This window comes from Kitasatospora sp. NPDC059146, from assembly GCF_042786665.1.
In the GTDB taxonomy this organism is placed as follows: Bacteria; Actinomycetota; Actinomycetes; order Streptomycetales; family Streptomycetaceae; genus Kitasatospora.
In genome coordinates this window covers 50,834-65,587 of record NZ_JBHZCY010000028.1, presented here as the reverse complement: position 1 = coordinate 65,587, position 14,754 = coordinate 50,834, and the positions used below count along the sequence as shown (strand labels likewise).

Genomic DNA, 14,754 nt, shown 5'->3' with positions numbered 1-14,754 from the left:
GACGGAGCGCGTCGCCGGCCTGGCCGCCGGACGCTCCGCGTCCTCGGGGCCGGCCTGCGGTGAGGCAGCCTCCGGCTTCGCAGCGTCGCCGGACCGGGGACCAGGCGTAGCGTCACCTGGACGGTGCTCCAGCGTGGGCGGTGGCGCGGCGGCCTCGCCCTTCACCGGGGTCCGCGGCCGCCCGTCGCCCGAGGGACGGGTGCTGGTGTCACCCGGCACCGGCTTGGCCTCGGGCAATTCCCCGGGGCCGGGCTGGTGCGCGGACTCGCCGGGGTCGGTTCCGTCCTTGCGGGTCTGCGAGGACGGAACCGTGTGGCCGGCCTGGCCCGGGTCTGAGCTGACCTGTTGTGGGGTCTTGGGCGTGACCACCGGCACCGGGGCCTTGGTCGCCGTGAACGCGCTCGCTTCCTGCGTGCCAAGGGCGATCAGAAGCGTCAAAGAGGTGATGAGTGAAAGCGAGCGACGCACGGCAGATCCTTCGGAGAGCAGGCAAAACGACCGACTCTCCCCCTACGGCGATCGGTCCGTGCCCTTCCTATCGGTCGTCAGTGCGACTAGTACAGACGGGATTTCACGACATCATGGTCGTTTTATGCAGAATAGGGATGTGATGTACAGAAATTATCTTAAGAGATTTTTAATATTCTTTACCTGTCAATGAGAACCATTGAGTGAGACTTGACCATGCACACCGCACATCACCCGCCAGGAGAAGCCCGATGACGTTCCATCTGCCCCCGCGTCTCCGGTGGGCTTTCGGGCTGACAGCAGCGCTGGTCGTGGCGGGTACCGGTGTCGTCATGTTGCTCGCGAACGGAACGGACAGCACCGGCAACCGTCCAGCCTCCGTGACTCCTTCCAACATCGCTGGACGCCGGACGGCCTGCCTCACCGGCGATGCCACGGAAGCAGCGAACCAAACGGGCACCAACACCGTCTGGTCGGCTCTTCAGGACGCATCCCGGCAACGCCCGCTGAACGTGCAGCGGCTCCTTGTCTCCGCGACCACAACCGATCAGGCCCTTCCCTACCTCTCGGGACTCTCAGCACAACATTGCGACCTCGTGGTCTCCATCGGACCGACCTTCGCCCAGGCCCTCAACGCCGCGGCCAAAGCCAGCCCCCACACCCAGTTCGTCGCCGTGGCAGCGGGCGGACAACCCGCCCCGGAAGGAGTTGCCACGGTCACGGGCAGCGACAACGAGATAGCCACCGAGATCCGCGGCCGCGCCCTCAACCTGGCCGCTTCCGGCCACTGAGCGGAACCCGCCGTCGCCGAGAGCCAACCGCCGTCCAGGTTGGCACCGCCCTGATCGAGAACCTGGTCCAACCCGACCCGTCCGCACCCATCTGGCATCCGCTCGGCGCGGGGCAGGGAGCGGTCCCCAGCGTGCGCGGGTCTGGCGGACCAGGTGAGCGACCCCGCGAGCGCAGTCAGCGACGCCGCGGCGGCGACGCTCGGCGGGCAGCCACTCCGAAGGACGGTTTCGTGGTCAGGGGCATAACACTGCGGCAGGATCCGGACGGCGTCCTGCTCGCGACCGGTCGGCGGACCTTCGGCCCCTGTGTCCGCTCCATCGCGATCCATCGCATCGACGCAACGGCCTGCGTATGACCCGACCACGGAGTGCCCGAAGTCGGGTACCTTTCGCCACGCCGTTGGCCCGATCGACCCCGTCGTTGGCCCTGGCGTGGTCCGGGCGGTGGTCAGCGGGCCTGTTGGGGCTCCGGTTTGTCGTTCTTGTGCGACGCAGAGCTGGTGGGCCGTGCTGCGAACGCGCGCCGGTACGCCTGGGGCGTGCGCGAGGAGGACGCACTGTCCGGTGAGCCATTGCAGCGGGGTGGTCCCGGTCTCCTGCCGGAAGCGTCGGGCGAAGGTCCGCGGGGAGAGGCGGGCGCGGCGGGCCAGTGCGTCGACGGTCAGGTCCTGGTCGAGGTCGGCTTCCGCCCAGGCCAGGACGGGGATGAGGGAGCCGGTCCCATCCCGGGGCAGGGGGCGTTGGCGGTACTGGTGCTGGCCAACGTCGCGGTGCGGGGGTGTGACCATGCGGCGGGCGATCGCGTTGGCAACAGCGCTGCCGTGTTCCTAGCGGACGAGGTGAAGGCATGTGTCGACGTCGGCGGCGGTGCCGGCGCCGGTGATGACCAGGTCCTCGTCGACGTAGAGCACGTCCGGCTCCACTCGGGCGCGGGTGGCGGCGGGCGAGTTCGTCGGTGTAGCACCAGTGGGTGGTGCAGCGTCGCCCGTCCAGCGGCCCGGCCCCGCCGAGGAGGAAGGCCCCGGTGCAGATGCTCAGGACGCGGGCGCCCCACCCGGGAGTGCGTCGTCTTCGGCACGCAATGGTGGCTCTACGTCTCGGCGGGGTCGGCCCTCGCCGCCCGGTGCAGCGGGAGACGAGGGGCCGGGCCGCATGTGCCCCGGCTACGTCGCGGGCTCGGCCGTGGCCTTCGCCGTCGCCGCACGCCAGGTGGCGATGGTGGCGGCCGCCTTGGTCTCGAAGTCCGGGTCGCGCCAGGCGCCCGGCATGCCGATCACCGCCGGCAGCTTGAAGTCGCCGTGCTCCCGGTGGGTGACCCGCACGACGTCCCCGGAGTCGGGGCGGTTGCGGTTCTTCCCGACTGCGACGTTGGTGATGTCCGCCCAGGCGAACCGCTTGCGGGAGCCCAGGGCCCCGGTCCACCAGATCTCGCGCTCGTCGAAGCTCACGCTGCTGAAGGCGCCCCTCACCTGGAGGAGCCCACTGATGATCAGGAGGACGCCGAAAGCCATGACGGCGGCGGTCCGGACGTTCATCGGGAGGAGCGAACCGCGGTGGAGAAGGTAGGCACCACCGGCCAGGAAGAGCGTCGAGAAGATCCACTGACGGCGTATCTGTGCCGGATGGAGACGGTAGGTCACGTGTTTCACCAGCGGATCTTGGCAGGTCGGACGCATCTGAGGAAGCGTCACCGTCGCCCCCTCCCGGAACCGGGTGCGCGGACGGAAGGCGGTGCGGAGCCATCGTTCAGCTGTCACGGCTGCGCAGCGTGAGGTAGCCGGCCAGCAGGGCTGCCGTCGTCCAGGCCGCGAGGACCAGCAGGCCCGTTGCGGGGTTGAGGCCCGGAGCGGCCTTCATGACCTCGGCGCCGGCGTGGTCGGGCAGGTAGCGGGCGAGGGTGCGCAGCGCCGGGACGGCGTTGGCCACCGGTATGAGCACGAAGACGAGGGCGAACAGCAGCGGGAGGGAGAGTGCCGTGCTGCGCAGCGTCGTCGCGATGCCCAGTGAGAACAGGCACATGAGGGTCAGGTAGAGGCAGGCTCCGAGGACGGCGCGCAGCGCTCCGGGGTGGCTCAGCTCGACGCCGTGCGGGCCCAGGGCCGTCTGGGAGGCGAGGAAGGCGAGGAACGTGGTCGGTACGGCCACGAGCAGGGCCACCGTGGTGGCGGCGGTGATCTTGGCGAGGTAGAAGAGGCCGCGGCTGGGTACTGCGGCGAGCGAGGTGCGGATCATGCCGCTGCCGTACTCGGTGCAGACCAGCAGGACGGCGAAGGCGATCAGGGCCAGCTGGCCGAGTTGGATGCCGACGAAGCCGGCGTCCACCGGATCGAAGTCGGGGCGCAGCAGGGGGCTGTGCCGGTCGATCGCGGAGCGGGCCGAGGCGCCGTTCACCACGCCGGTCCCCACGCTGACGACCAGGGCGAGGGCGAGCGGGACGAGCGTGGAGCGGACCGTCCCGATCTTGGTCAGTTCGGCCCGGAGCACGGCCGTCGGTGCGTTAGAGGGCATGGCGGTCCGTCCCCGTGAGAGCCTCGGCCCGGTACTGGGCGGCGGCGCCGGTGAGGCGGAGGAAGGCGTCCTCCAGGGAGGCGGCGCGGGTGGTCAGTTCCCCCGGGACGAGCCCGGCCTCGGCGGCGATCCGGCCCACCTGCTGCGTTCCGGCGTCGTCGACGACCACGGCGCCGCGTTCCTCCTGGTGTGCCGTCAGCCCGGCGCGGGTCAGGGCGCCCAGCAGCCGGTCGGGCTGCGAGGTGCGGACCAGGACCTGGGGGCGGCAGTTGTCGGCGATGAAGTCGTCCATGCCGGTGTCGGCGAGCAGCCTGCCGCGTCCGATCACCACCAGGTGCTCGGCGGTGATCGCCATCTCGCTCATCAGGTGGCTGGCGACCAGGATCGTCCGGCCCTCGGCGGCCAGGCCCCGCAGCAGCGTGCGGGTCCAGCGCACGCCCTGCGGGTCGAGGCCGTTGACCGGTTCGTCCAGCAGCAGCGCCGGCGGGTCGCCGAGCAGTGCGGCGGCGATGCCGAGCCGTTGGCCCATGCCGAGTGAGAAGCCGCCGGCCCGGCGGGAGGAGACGGACTCCAGGCCCACCAGGGCGAGTACCTCGCGGACCCGGGCCGGGCCGATGCGGTTGGTCCGGGCGAGCCACAGCAGGTGGTGGTAGGCGGTGCGGCTGTTCTGCACCGCCTTGGCCTCCAGCAGCGCGCCGACGTGCCGCAGGGGTTCGCGCAGTTCGTGGTAGGCCTTGCCCTCGTAGTGGACGTGGCCCCGGTCGGGGCGCTCCAGGCCGAGCATCAGCCGCAGGGTGGTGGACTTGCCCGCCCCGTTCGGGCCCAGGAAGCCGGTCACCCGGCCCGGCCGGACCGTGAAGGTGAGGCCGTCGACGACGACGGTGTCGCGATGGCGCTTGGTCAGTTGCCGTAGTTCGATCACGGCATCAGGCTGCCGTGGGGCAGCGCCGTGGCACATCGGCCGGCGATCCGACCTGTGGCCTCCGCCGTGCGGTGGAGGCGGCGCGGCTCCACCGGCGCCGTCTCCTACCGTGGTTGGTCATTCCCCGGGCTGAGGTGTGCGCGTGGTCGGGTGGATACGGTGGGGCGCATGGCCCCACTCCCGCCGACCTGGCCGACGCTGTACCGCGAGGGTGTCGGCCGGCCGCTGCGCCGGGGCGAGTGGGTGGCGGTCGACGGCGTGACGGCGGTGGTGCTGACCGCGCTGTTCCTGGCGTTGCCGGGTCCGGCGTGGGGCTCCTACGGCGGGTGGTCGGCGCGGATCGCCATCGCGGCCGCGATGGGGTTGCCGCTGGCCCTGCGCCGGGCCCGTCCGGCCGCGGTCTGTGCGGTGGTCGCGGTGGCCTCGGTGGTGGCGTCGGTGGCCGGCGCCGTCCGGGAGCCGTTCCTCGCGGTGGCCTTCGCGCTCTACCAGGTGGCGGTCACCGTCCCGGCCCGGCGGGTGCCCACCGCGGTGATCGGGGTGGTGAGCGCCGGTGTGTCGGTGCTGCTCCTGGTCTCGGGCTCCCCGGCCGGCGGCGGGCAGGACCTCGTGCTCCACGTGGCCGGCCTGGCGCTGGCCGGGATGGCCTGGGTGCTCGGCCGGGCGGTCCGCGAGCGTCGTGCGCACGCCGCCCGTTCGGCCCGGCGGGTCGCGGCGGAGGCCGTCACCGAGGAACGGCTGCGGATCGCCCGGGAGTTGCACGACATCGTGGCGCACCACGTCGGGGTGATCGCGGTGAAGGCCGGGGTGGCCAATCACCTGCTGGCCGCCCACCCGGAGGGGGCCGGCGAGGCCCTGCGGGTGATCGAGACGGCCAGCCGCTCGGCGCTGAGCGAGATGCGGCAGATGCTCAGTGTGCTGCGGGCGGGCGGGTCCGAGCCGGAGGCCGACGGAGCGGACGGGCTCCGGCCGGCGCCCGGGCTCGCGGCGCTGCCCGGGCTGGTGGCCGGTGCCACCGCGGCCGGGCTCACCGCCGAGCTGCGCACCGAGGGCACCGCCGACCTGCCGCAGGGGGTGCAGAGTTCGGCGTACCGGGTGGTGCAGGAGGCTCTGACCAACGTGCTCAAGCATGCCGGGCCGACCCGTTGCCGGGTCGAACTGGTCGCCGATGGGCGGGAGTTGCGGATCGAGGTGACCGACGAGGGTGGCGCGGGGGGCCGCGGCGTCCGCCGACCGGGCCGGCCCGGCGGGCATCCGGCCCGGCACGGGCCCGCCGGGGCGGACCGGGCGGACGGGCACGGAAGTGGTCGCGGGAGTGGTCGCGGGAGTGGTCACGGCCATGGCCTGATCGGCATGCGGGAGCGGGTGGAGTTGTTCGGCGGACGCTTCCGGGCCGGGCCGCTGTCCGGGGGCGGCTTCGCCGTCCGGGCCGAACTGCCGTACCGGGCCGTGGAGTCGGCGAGGGAGGATCCTTGATCAGGACCGGCATGATGGACCGTGCCCGTGCCCGTGCCCAGGGCCGGGGCCGCGCCCAGGGCCGGGGCCGCGCCCGGGGCCGGGGCGCCGGACCGGCCGGGTGGGCGCCCCGGCCCCGGGGCGGAACGACGAACGTGTGGTGGAGGACCGTGTGACCGAGCCCGTCCGTGTCCTGGTGGTGGACGACCAGGCACTGCTTCGCGGCAGCTTCCGGATGCTGATCGACGCCGAACCCGGTCTGGTCGTGGTCGGTGAGGCGGCCGACGGCGCCGCCGCGATCGAGGCGGTGGCCGAGCAGAAGCCCGATGTGGTGCTGATGGACGTGCGGATGCCCGGCACGGACGGCATCGAGGCCACCCGGACGATCTGTGGGCGGAACCCGGACGTGCGGGTCCTGATGCTCACCATGTTCGACCTGGACGCGCACGTCTTCGCGGCGCTGCGGGCCGGAGCTGCCGGGTTCCTGCTCAAGGACATCCCGCCCGCCGAACTGCTGCACGCGATCCGGGTGGTGGCGGCAGGGGAGAGCCTGCTCTCGCCGAGCGTCACCCGGCGGTTGATCTCGGAGTTCTGCCGTCGTCCGGCCGCCGAACCGACCGGTCCGCCGCCCGTGCTGGACGGCCTGACCGGCCGGGAGCGGCAGGTGCTCCAACTGGTGGGCGTGGGGCGGTCCAACGCGGAGATCGCGCAGGAACTGCGCGTCTCCGCGGCGACGGTGAAGACCCACCTGAGCCATCTGCTGGACAAGCTCGGCGCCCGGGACCGGGTCCAGCTGGTGATCGTCGGGTACGAGAGCGGTCTGCTCACACCACGCCACCGGGTCTGACCGGTCGCCGGGGCCACCGGGGCGTCCCGCGCGTACGGGCGGCGGCCTACGCGGCCGTGCCCCCGGCTACGGCTTCGCCTTGCCGGCGACGAACTCGTCCCAGGTGGCGACGGTGTCGGCCGGGGGCGCCGTGATGGCCGGAACGGCGCCGAAGTCGGAGTACTCCTCGACGACCTCGCTGCGGCCCTTGCTGCCGGTGGTGACCTGCTGCGACTTCAGCACCAGGTCGTCCTTGCCGACCCACATGTCGAGGTCCGCCGAGGTCTCGCCCCGCCGCTTGGCCAACTGGACGTAGTAGTCGCGCACCTCGTCCTTGATGGCGGGCCCGGTGTAGTGGGCCAGCTCGTCGAAGACCACCGTGCCGCGGTAGTGGTCGGCCGGCCGGCCGCCCACCTGCTCCTCGCCGACCCAGGAGGTGGACCCGGTCGAGGCGAGCGAGCCCGCGATCTCGTTGACGAACCCCGCCGCCCGTGCGCTGCCGGGGCTGCCGGCCGTCTTCTGGTCCATCCGGTACCAGCTCTTGCCCGGGACGTGGTCCGACTTCATGTAGATGCCGTCGCCGGTGGCGATGATGTGGTTGAAGCCGCTGGGGTTGTCCTCGGACTTCTCCCCCCAGGACTTGATGGCCGAGGCGTACGGCTGCTGCTGGAAGAACATCTCGGACCTGTCGGATCCGCCCCCGCCCGTCTGGACCGTCTTGTAGGAGGCCTGTTCCGCGGTCTTCCTGGCCGCGGCCATCAGCACGGTCCGGGCGTCGGTCCGGGCGTCGGCCCGCTTCGTCGCCGCCTCGGTCCCGCTCCGGGCCGCATCGCCGCTGCGGGGCTCCCCGCCGCCGTGCGACTCCCCGCCGCAGCCTGCCAGCGCCAGCGCGAGCACCGCCCCCGCGGCCACCGCCACGACGCCCCTCCTCATCACCCGCACAGCTCTGATTCCTCCTCGGTCGTTTCGACATGCACGATCATGGTTGTTGCCCGGGCCGGGCCGGACCGCCGACGATCTCGAGCGTCCGCCTCCCGAAGCACCACCCGCCCGCGCCGGGCGGGCCGCTCCACCCGCGAAACGGCGGGCGACCCCGGGTTAAGGTCAGTTTGACGATAACATCCTTCGTCCCCGGACCGACAACCGCTGCCCCGGCGGCCCCGGCGCGGGCGAGCGCCTCCCCCACCCCGAGCCGCCCGCCGGGCGCCGAGGCGTACCGGCCCGCCAGACCGGGCCGCGGTGGGAAGGCCTGACGGCCGACCAGACCGACGGCCGGGGAGCAGCGGCGGGGCGGTCGCGGTCGCCGAACGGCGCCGGGCGGCGGCGGCGCGCGGGGTGAGCCCTCTTGAAGGCCCCGGGCACCTGTCCCCTACGGTGTCCGTGATCACCGTGGTCGAACAGCCGGCGGGGTGTGTCAGACCGGGGGATCGATCATGTACTTCAGCCTGCTCGGCCCGCTTCTCGTCCGTATCGGTGGCCAGGAGCGGGCGGTCGGCGGCGCCAAGGTCCGCACGCTGCTCGCGGTGCTCCTGCTGGAGCCCGACCGGCCCGTGCCGTCGGACCGGCTCAGGACCGCCCTGTGGGGCGACAGCCCGCCGGCCTCCGCGAGTGCCTCGCTGCACAACATGCTGGCCCGTCTGCGCGCGCAGCTGGGCGACGAGCGCGGTGAACGCCTGCGTTCCACCCCGCTCGGCTACGTCCTGGAGGTCGCCGCGGGCGAGGTGGACGCCCGGGTCTTCGACCTCGGTGTCCGGCGCGCCCGCGAGGCGCTGTTGCGGGAGGACTGGGACGCCGTACGGGAGGAGTCGGCGGCGGCGCTCGCCTTGTGGCGCGGCGTTCCGCTGGGCGAGTTCCCGGACCTTCCCGAGGCGCAGGTTCCGCATCGCCAGTGGCAGGAGGCCCGGCTGGAGGCCCTGGAGTGGCGCATCGAGGCGGAGCTGCGCCTCGGTCGTGTCCGGGGGCTGGTGCCCGAACTGACCGCGCTGGCGAACGAGCACCCGCTGCACGAGGCCTTCCACGCCCAGCTGATGCGCGCCCTGCACCGCCTCGGGCAGCGTTCCGAGGCCCTCGCCGTCCACCAGCGGCTGCGCCGCGCCTTGGCCGAGGAGCTCGGCATCGAGCCCGGGCTCGCCGTCCGGACGGCGCATGAGCGGGTCCTGCGCGACGAGGACGAGTACGGGGAACGCACGGGCGGGGAGGGCCGCGCGGGCGGTGCGGAACACGGCGGACGCGGCGGGGGCGGGGAGCCCGGCGCCACCGGGCGGCCCGTGAGAACCATCCGCCCGCAGGCCCAACTCCCGGCCGCCCTGGCCGACTTCACCGGACGGGAGGGCGACCTGCGAGCCCTGACCGAGTTCCTCGCGGCCGAGCCCGCCGGCGCCCTCCCCCGGGTCGCGGTCGTCTCCGGCATGGGCGGCATCGGCAAGACCGCTCTCGCCGTCCAGGCCGCCCACGCCGTCCGGCACCACTACCCCGACGGCCAGCTCCACGCCGACCTGCGCGGCTTCGGCGCCGCCCCCGCCCGCGACCCGCACGAGCTGCTCGCCGTCCTGCTCGCCGTCCTGGACGACCTCCCCGACCACCCCGACCGCCCCGAGCAGACCTGGCAGACCTGGCAGACCGAGCACCCCGACCGCCCAGGGCAGGCCGGGCAGGCCGGGCGCCGTTCGGGCCCCGGCGCCGCGGCGAGGCCGCTGCCCGAGGACACCGACGACCGGGCCGCCCTGCTGCGCACCGCCCTCGCCGAGCGCCGCGTCCTGCTGGTGCTGGACAACGCCCGCGACGCCGCCCAGGTGGAGCCCCTGCTGCCGGGCGGCTGCCGCAGCGCCGTGATCGTCACCTCGCGCAACGCCCTGCCCGACCTGCCCGCGGGCGCCCGGCTCTCCCTCGCCCCGCTCGACGTCGAGGAGCAGCGCGCCCTGCTCTCCCGGCTCTGCGGCCCCGAGCGGATCCGGCAGGACCCGGACGGTGCGCTGCGCCTGCTGGCCGCCTGCGCGGGCCTGCCCCTGGCCCTGCGCATCACCGGCGCCCGGCTCTCCTCCCGTCCGGCCTGGAGCCTGGGCACCCTGGCCGGGCGCCTGGACGACAGCCGGGGGCGGCTGCGCGCCCTGTCGGTGGGGCGGCTGGCCGTCGAGACCACCTTCGCCACCAGCTACCTCGCCATCCGCGACAGCGAGGACCCGCTGGAGCGCGAGGCCGCCCGGGCCTTCCGGCTGCTGGGCCTGTGGGCGGGCCACACGCTGGGGGTCGACGCCTCGGCCGCCCTGCTGGACCGGCCCCGGGAGCACACCGCGGACCTGCTCGAACTGCTCGCGGACGTCCACCTGGTGCAGACGCCGGAGCAGTGGCGCTACCGCTTCCACGACCTGCTCGGGGAGTTCGCCGCCCAGCGCGCCCTGGAGGAGGAGAGCGCCGGGGCCCGTGAGGAGGCCGCGCTGCGGCTGGGCGTCTGGTACGCGCTCGCGCTGGAGGCCGCCAGCACGGCCGTCGACGCGGCGGGCGCGCCGCGCCTGGCCGAGCCTCCCGCCGCACCGGTGCCCGTCTTCACCGACCCCCAGCACGCCCTGGACTGGTGCCGGCGGGAACTGCCCGTCATCAAGGAGGTGATCCGCCGTGCCGCGGACTCCTCCCGCCCCGATCTCACCTGGCGGCTCGCGATCTGGCTCATGGGGTACGCGAACACCTTCTGGTGGACGGGCGAGTGGGACACCTGCCTGAACCTCGCCCTGAGGTCCGCCGAGAGCGCGGGGACCGCCTCGGCCAGGCGTGGACGCTGCGCCGGCTCGGCGCTTCCCACGGCATGGCCTTCCGCAACAACCAGGCGATCGAGACCACCTGGGCCGCACTCGCCGTCCTCGACGGCGGACACGATGACGACGTCTGCCGGGCCACCGTCCTGGCGAACCTGTCCATGGCCCTCGGTCAGCGGGGCGAGGGCGGCCGGGCCCTGGAGTACGCCCAGGACGCCTGGACCCTCCAGCGGCGGACGGGAGCGGAGGAGGGCGCGATCAGGGTGCGGGCGGCCCTGGCCACGGCGTACCTGCGCAACGAGGACTTCGAGGCCGCCCACACCCACTTCCGCCGGGTCCTCGAAGCCTGCCGGGCCCGCGGCAACCTGACGCACGTCGCCGTGACGCTGGCCAACATCGGCGACTGCCTGGTCGGACTGGGCCGGCAGGAGGACGCCTTCGCCGCTCTCGACGAGTCGCTGGCGATCCGCCGCGGCTTGGGGGACATGAGCGGCATCGCCGACTGCCTGATCATCACCGGCCGGGCCCACGCCCACTTCGGCTGGCTCCCGCAGGCCCGTGCCTGCTTCGAGCAGGCGGCCGGGATCAGCCGGGACCACTCCATCCCCGCCCTGCTCCGGCGGAGCCTCGACGGCCTCGAACAGCTCCGGGGCGTGCGGCGCTGAACGTGCCGGTGCCGCCCGGGGGCCCGGGCGGCACGCGCGGCACGTACGGTCGGCCGCGCGGCGCGGGGCACGTACGGTCAGCCGGTGGGCACTCCGCCGGCCACCTGGCCGAGGCCGGTCCAGCCCCCGCGGCCGTCACCGCCGTTCCAGGCGTAGACGAGAGCGGCGTTGGACGGCGGGTCGGTGCGGATGTAGTCCGCGTTGCCGCCGCCGTCGAAGTCGGCGAACTGCACCCGGCTCTGGTCCGTGGTGAGCCCGCTGGCGGCCTGGCCGATGCCCAGCCAGCCGCCGCTGGCGTCGCCGCCGCGGTTCAGCCAGATCCGTACGGCGCCGCTGGGGTCGATGACGGCGTAGTCGGCCCTGCCGTCGCCGTCGAAGTCGGCCAGGCGCACCCGGCTCTGGTCGGTGGTCAGACCGCTCGCGACGGTCCCGAGGTCCTGCCAACTCCCCTGACCTGCGGTGAACTTGTTGAGGTAGGCGTGCACGGAGCCGTCGGGGTTGATCACCTCGTAGTCGGCCTTGCCGTCCCCGTCGAAGTCGGCCAGGCGCACCCTGGTCGGGTCGGTGGTCAGACCGGTGGCGACGACCCCGATGTCCTGCCAACTCCCCTGGCCGCCGGTGTACTTGTTCAGGTAGACGCGGACCGAGCCGTCCGGGTTGATCACCTCGTAGTCCGCCTTGCCGTCCCCGTCGAAGTCGGCCAGGCGCACCCGGGCCGGGTCGGTGGTCACACCGGTGGCGACCTGGCCGAGCGGCTGCCAACCGCCGCGCCCGTCACCGCCCTTGTTCAGCCAGACGTCGACCGCGCCGTCGGCGCCGATGGTGAGGTAGTCGGCCTTGCCGTCCCCGTCGAAGTCGGCGTACCGGACGCGGCCGAGGCCGCCCGACTCGCTGGCGGTGTCGGAGGCCACGGATGCCCGCGCCGCACCGTCGGAGAACGCCTGGTCCAGCCCGCCGTAGAAGGCCTGCGCGATCCGCCGGTAGCCGCTGTCGTTGGGGTGGAGGCGGTCGGACATCTCGGCGGGGCTCAGGGCGGGCGGGTCCACGTACCGGAAGGAGTTCCCGGCCTGGGCCTCGACGGCCTGCAGCTGGCGGACCCGGTCGTTGTAGACGGCCGGGGACTCCTGGAGGCCCTGGGTGGTGGGGATCACGCCCTCCATGACCACGGCGGTGCCGGGCCGGTCCGCGTAGATCCGGTCGAGGAGGGCCTTGAGGCGCTCGGGCGCGTGCGCCGGGTCGGCGCCGCGGTCGAGGTCGTTGACGCCGATGTGCAGCAGGACGACGTCCGGGTGCGCGGCGGCGAGCCACTGGTCGATGCCGGCGCGCAGGTCGTCGACCATGTCGCCGGAGTGGCCCTCGTGGGCGAGGTCGGGCAGCTGCCCGCCGGCCTGGGAGCCCACGAACCGTACCGTGTAGCGGGATTGGCCGGCGACGAGGCTCCACAGCGGGGCCCGGTAGGACGAGCCGGTGGCGCTGCCGGCGCCTGCGGTGATCGAGTCGCCGAGCGGCATCACGCGCAGCGAGGGTGCGGCGGTAGTGGTGGTGGCCGGCGTGGTGGCGTGCGCGGCGGCCGGTGCGGCGGCGTGGGCGGCCGGTGCGGCGGCTGCGGCGAGCAGGGTGCTCAGGCCGAGGGCCAGGATGCGTTTCAAGGTCTCCCCCATGACGTGCGGTCGTTCGGTTGCGGAGGGGGCTCCGGTTGACGGACCGGAGCCCCCTCGGGCGCCGGCGACGGGTGGCCGGCGCCGGTCACGGGTGTCAGGCGCCGGTGGCGACCTGCCCGAGGTTGGTCCAGTTGCTGCCGCCGTCGTAGCGGTAGACGTTGACCGAGTTGTTCGGGTTGGTGGTGATGTAGTCGGCCCGGTTGTCGCCGGTGAAGTCGGCGAGGACGACGGCGTTCTGGTTGGTGGTGACGCCGGTGGCGATCTGCCCCATGGCGGACCACTGGCCGTGGCCGTCGACGTTGCGGTACGCGGTGAGCGAGCCGTTGCCGTTGATGACGGTGTAGTCGGCCTTGCCGTCGCCGTCGAGGTCGGCGAAGCGGACCCTGCTCTGGTCGGTGGTCAGGCCGGTGGCGGAGATGCCGATGTTCTGCCAGCCGCCGCCGGTGTCGCCGCCGCGGTTGAGGTAGGTGGTGACCGAGCCGTCCGGGTTGATGACGTTGTAGTCCGCCCGGCCGTCGCCGTCGATGTCCGCGAAGCGCACCCGGCTGAGGTCGGTGGTCACGCCGGTGGCGACGGTGCCCATGTCCTGCCAGCCGCCGCCGGTGTCGCCGCCGCGGTTGAGGTAGACGTGCACCGAGCCGTCCGGGTTGACGGCGATGTAGTCGGGCAGCCCGTCGCCGTCGAAGTCGGCGAAGCGCACGCGGTTGGGGTCCGCGGTGATGCCGGCGGCGACCTGGACGGGCGAACCCCAGTCGCCGCGGCCGTCGCCGCCGTTGTTCTGCCAGACCGTGACGGCGCCGGTGGCGCCGATGGTGATGTAGTCGTCCTTGCCCCGGCCCCAGAAGTCCGCCCACTTCACGCGGCCGTTGCCGGCCTCGGTGCCCTTGTGGTGGTCCCAGTGCGTCCTGATCATGCGCCACTGGGCGTCATCGCCCTGGAAGCCGGTCCTGCAGACGGGGTTGCCCTGAGCGACCTTCAGGTAGCAGCCCTTGGGGCTGGCGACGCTCGTCCAGCGGCCGTCCACCCCCAGCTCCATCCAGGCGAGCCCGTAGTCGTGGCTGCCGCAGCCCACGGTCAGGACGTTGGAGCCGTCCGTCGCCAGGCAGGAACCGCCGTAGTACATGGAGCCGTCGACGATCTGGTTCTGGTACCCGGTGACGAAGTACTGGTTGTCGTTGCTGCCGCAGGGCTGGAGTGCGACGGGCCACGCACCGATGTCGGTGGTTCCCACCAGGCACAGCCCCGTCGCCTTGTTCTGGATCTGGAACGCCAAGGGATGCACGTCGGCCGACGCCTGGCCGGCGGAGAACGACAGGCCGGCCACCAGCACGGCGACGACGGTCAGGCCGGCTCTGATCCGGCGGAATCGGGGAACTCTGATCTTCACGTGTCCTGCCTCTGGCGTTGGGTGCGCGCGACCGGCCCGGCTTCGCTGCCGGACCGGTCACGCGGTGACGCCACGAGGCTGGCAGGGTGCTCCAACAGCGACCCAACAATCAACCAACCGTGCACCGTTGCGGAACGGACCACCTCCGCACCCGACAGCTCCGACTCTTCTCGGCGGGCCGGGCGGCCTTTCGCGAGGCGGACATGACAGCTAGCGTACGTACGAGCTGCCCGGTCCATGACGGTCCGTCACCGGATTCCGCCGTGGACTCGCGCGGTACGGACGGGACGCCGCGCCCGCACGCACGCCCGCCCGCACGTCG

The 14,754-nt window shown here is 73.3% G+C and carries 10 protein-coding genes and 3 pseudogenes; 6 read left to right on the top strand and 7 right to left on the bottom strand.

Translation table 11 applies throughout. The annotated features are described in order from the left end of the window. The first annotated feature begins 719 nt into the window (after nucleotides 1-719). A complete protein-coding gene (locus ACFXPX_RS15375; RefSeq protein WP_380641516.1) occupies nucleotides 720-1,259 on the top strand; it encodes a hypothetical protein in 540 nt (179 codons plus the stop codon). Between the two features lie 542 nt (nucleotides 1,260-1,801). On the opposite strand, the pseudogene ACFXPX_RS15370 reads toward ACFXPX_RS15375, so the two are convergent. The 4 genes and pseudogenes from ACFXPX_RS15370 to ACFXPX_RS15355 form a co-directional block, all read right to left on the bottom strand. Then, nucleotides 1,802-2,327, bottom strand: a pseudogene (locus ACFXPX_RS15370) (AraC family transcriptional regulator); the annotation flags it as partial. A gap of 95 nt (nucleotides 2,328-2,422) precedes the next feature. Continuing rightward, nucleotides 2,423-2,794 (bottom strand): DUF308 domain-containing protein, encoded by a 372-nt coding sequence (locus tag ACFXPX_RS15365; RefSeq protein ID WP_380641514.1) that lies wholly within the window; start codon nucleotides 2,792-2,794, stop codon nucleotides 2,423-2,425. Between the two features lie 211 nt (nucleotides 2,795-3,005). Continuing rightward, nucleotides 3,006-3,767 carry an ABC transporter permease gene (locus ACFXPX_RS15360; RefSeq protein ID WP_380641512.1) on the bottom strand — a complete coding sequence of 254 codons (762 nt, stop codon included), beginning with the start codon at nucleotides 3,765-3,767 and terminating at the stop codon, nucleotides 3,006-3,008. After that, nucleotides 3,757-4,689, bottom strand: a complete 933-nt coding sequence (locus ACFXPX_RS15355; RefSeq protein ID WP_380641510.1) for an ATP-binding cassette domain-containing protein — start codon at nucleotides 4,687-4,689, stop codon at nucleotides 3,757-3,759. Before ACFXPX_RS15355 ends, ACFXPX_RS15360 begins: the two co-directional genes overlap by 11 nt. A 168-nt stretch (nucleotides 4,690-4,857) precedes the next feature. Between ACFXPX_RS15355 and ACFXPX_RS15350 the strand changes: the two genes are divergently transcribed. Together ACFXPX_RS15350 and ACFXPX_RS15345 are read left to right on the top strand one after the other, a co-directional pair. After that, nucleotides 4,858-6,165 carry a sensor histidine kinase gene (locus ACFXPX_RS15350; RefSeq protein WP_380641508.1) on the top strand — a complete coding sequence of 436 codons (1,308 nt, stop codon included), beginning with the start codon at nucleotides 4,858-4,860 and terminating at the stop codon, nucleotides 6,163-6,165. 214 nt (nucleotides 6,166-6,379) lie between these two features. Beyond that, nucleotides 6,380-6,991 (top strand): response regulator, encoded by a 612-nt coding sequence (locus ACFXPX_RS15345; protein ID WP_380641534.1) that lies wholly within the window; start codon nucleotides 6,380-6,382, stop codon nucleotides 6,989-6,991. Between the two features lie 66 nt (nucleotides 6,992-7,057). Here the strand turns inward: ACFXPX_RS15345 and ACFXPX_RS15340 are convergent, their stop codons facing one another. Next, nucleotides 7,058-7,888: a hypothetical protein gene (locus ACFXPX_RS15340; protein WP_380641506.1), complete on the bottom strand. Its 831-nt coding sequence runs from the start codon at nucleotides 7,886-7,888 to the stop codon at nucleotides 7,058-7,060. Between the two features lie 515 nt (nucleotides 7,889-8,403). Here ACFXPX_RS15340 and ACFXPX_RS15335 point away from each other — a divergent pair. The 3 genes and pseudogenes from ACFXPX_RS15335 to ACFXPX_RS15325 form a co-directional block, all read left to right on the top strand. Then, nucleotides 8,404-9,744, top strand: a pseudogene (locus ACFXPX_RS15335) (BTAD domain-containing putative transcriptional regulator); the annotation flags it as partial. Between the two features lie 1,025 nt (nucleotides 9,745-10,769). Then, a pseudogene (locus ACFXPX_RS15330) lies at nucleotides 10,770-10,910 on the top strand (hypothetical protein); the annotation flags it as partial. Nucleotides 10,911-10,982: 72 nt separating this feature from the next. Then, a complete protein-coding gene (locus tag ACFXPX_RS15325; RefSeq protein ID WP_380641532.1) occupies nucleotides 10,983-11,384 on the top strand; it encodes a tetratricopeptide repeat protein in 402 nt (133 codons plus the stop codon). A gap of 77 nt (nucleotides 11,385-11,461) precedes the next feature. Here ACFXPX_RS15325 and ACFXPX_RS15320 read toward each other — a convergent pair whose 3' ends face one another. Next, the gene (locus tag ACFXPX_RS15320; protein ID WP_380641504.1) at nucleotides 11,462-13,033 is read right to left on the bottom strand and encodes an FG-GAP-like repeat-containing protein; all 1,572 of its coding nucleotides are present in this window, start codon (nucleotides 13,031-13,033) and stop codon (nucleotides 11,462-11,464) included. Nucleotides 13,034-13,139: 106 nt separating this feature from the next. Next, nucleotides 13,140-14,432, bottom strand: a complete 1,293-nt coding sequence (locus ACFXPX_RS15315; RefSeq protein WP_380641502.1) for an FG-GAP-like repeat-containing protein — start codon at nucleotides 14,430-14,432, stop codon at nucleotides 13,140-13,142. Between the last annotated feature and the right edge of the window lie 322 nt (nucleotides 14,433-14,754).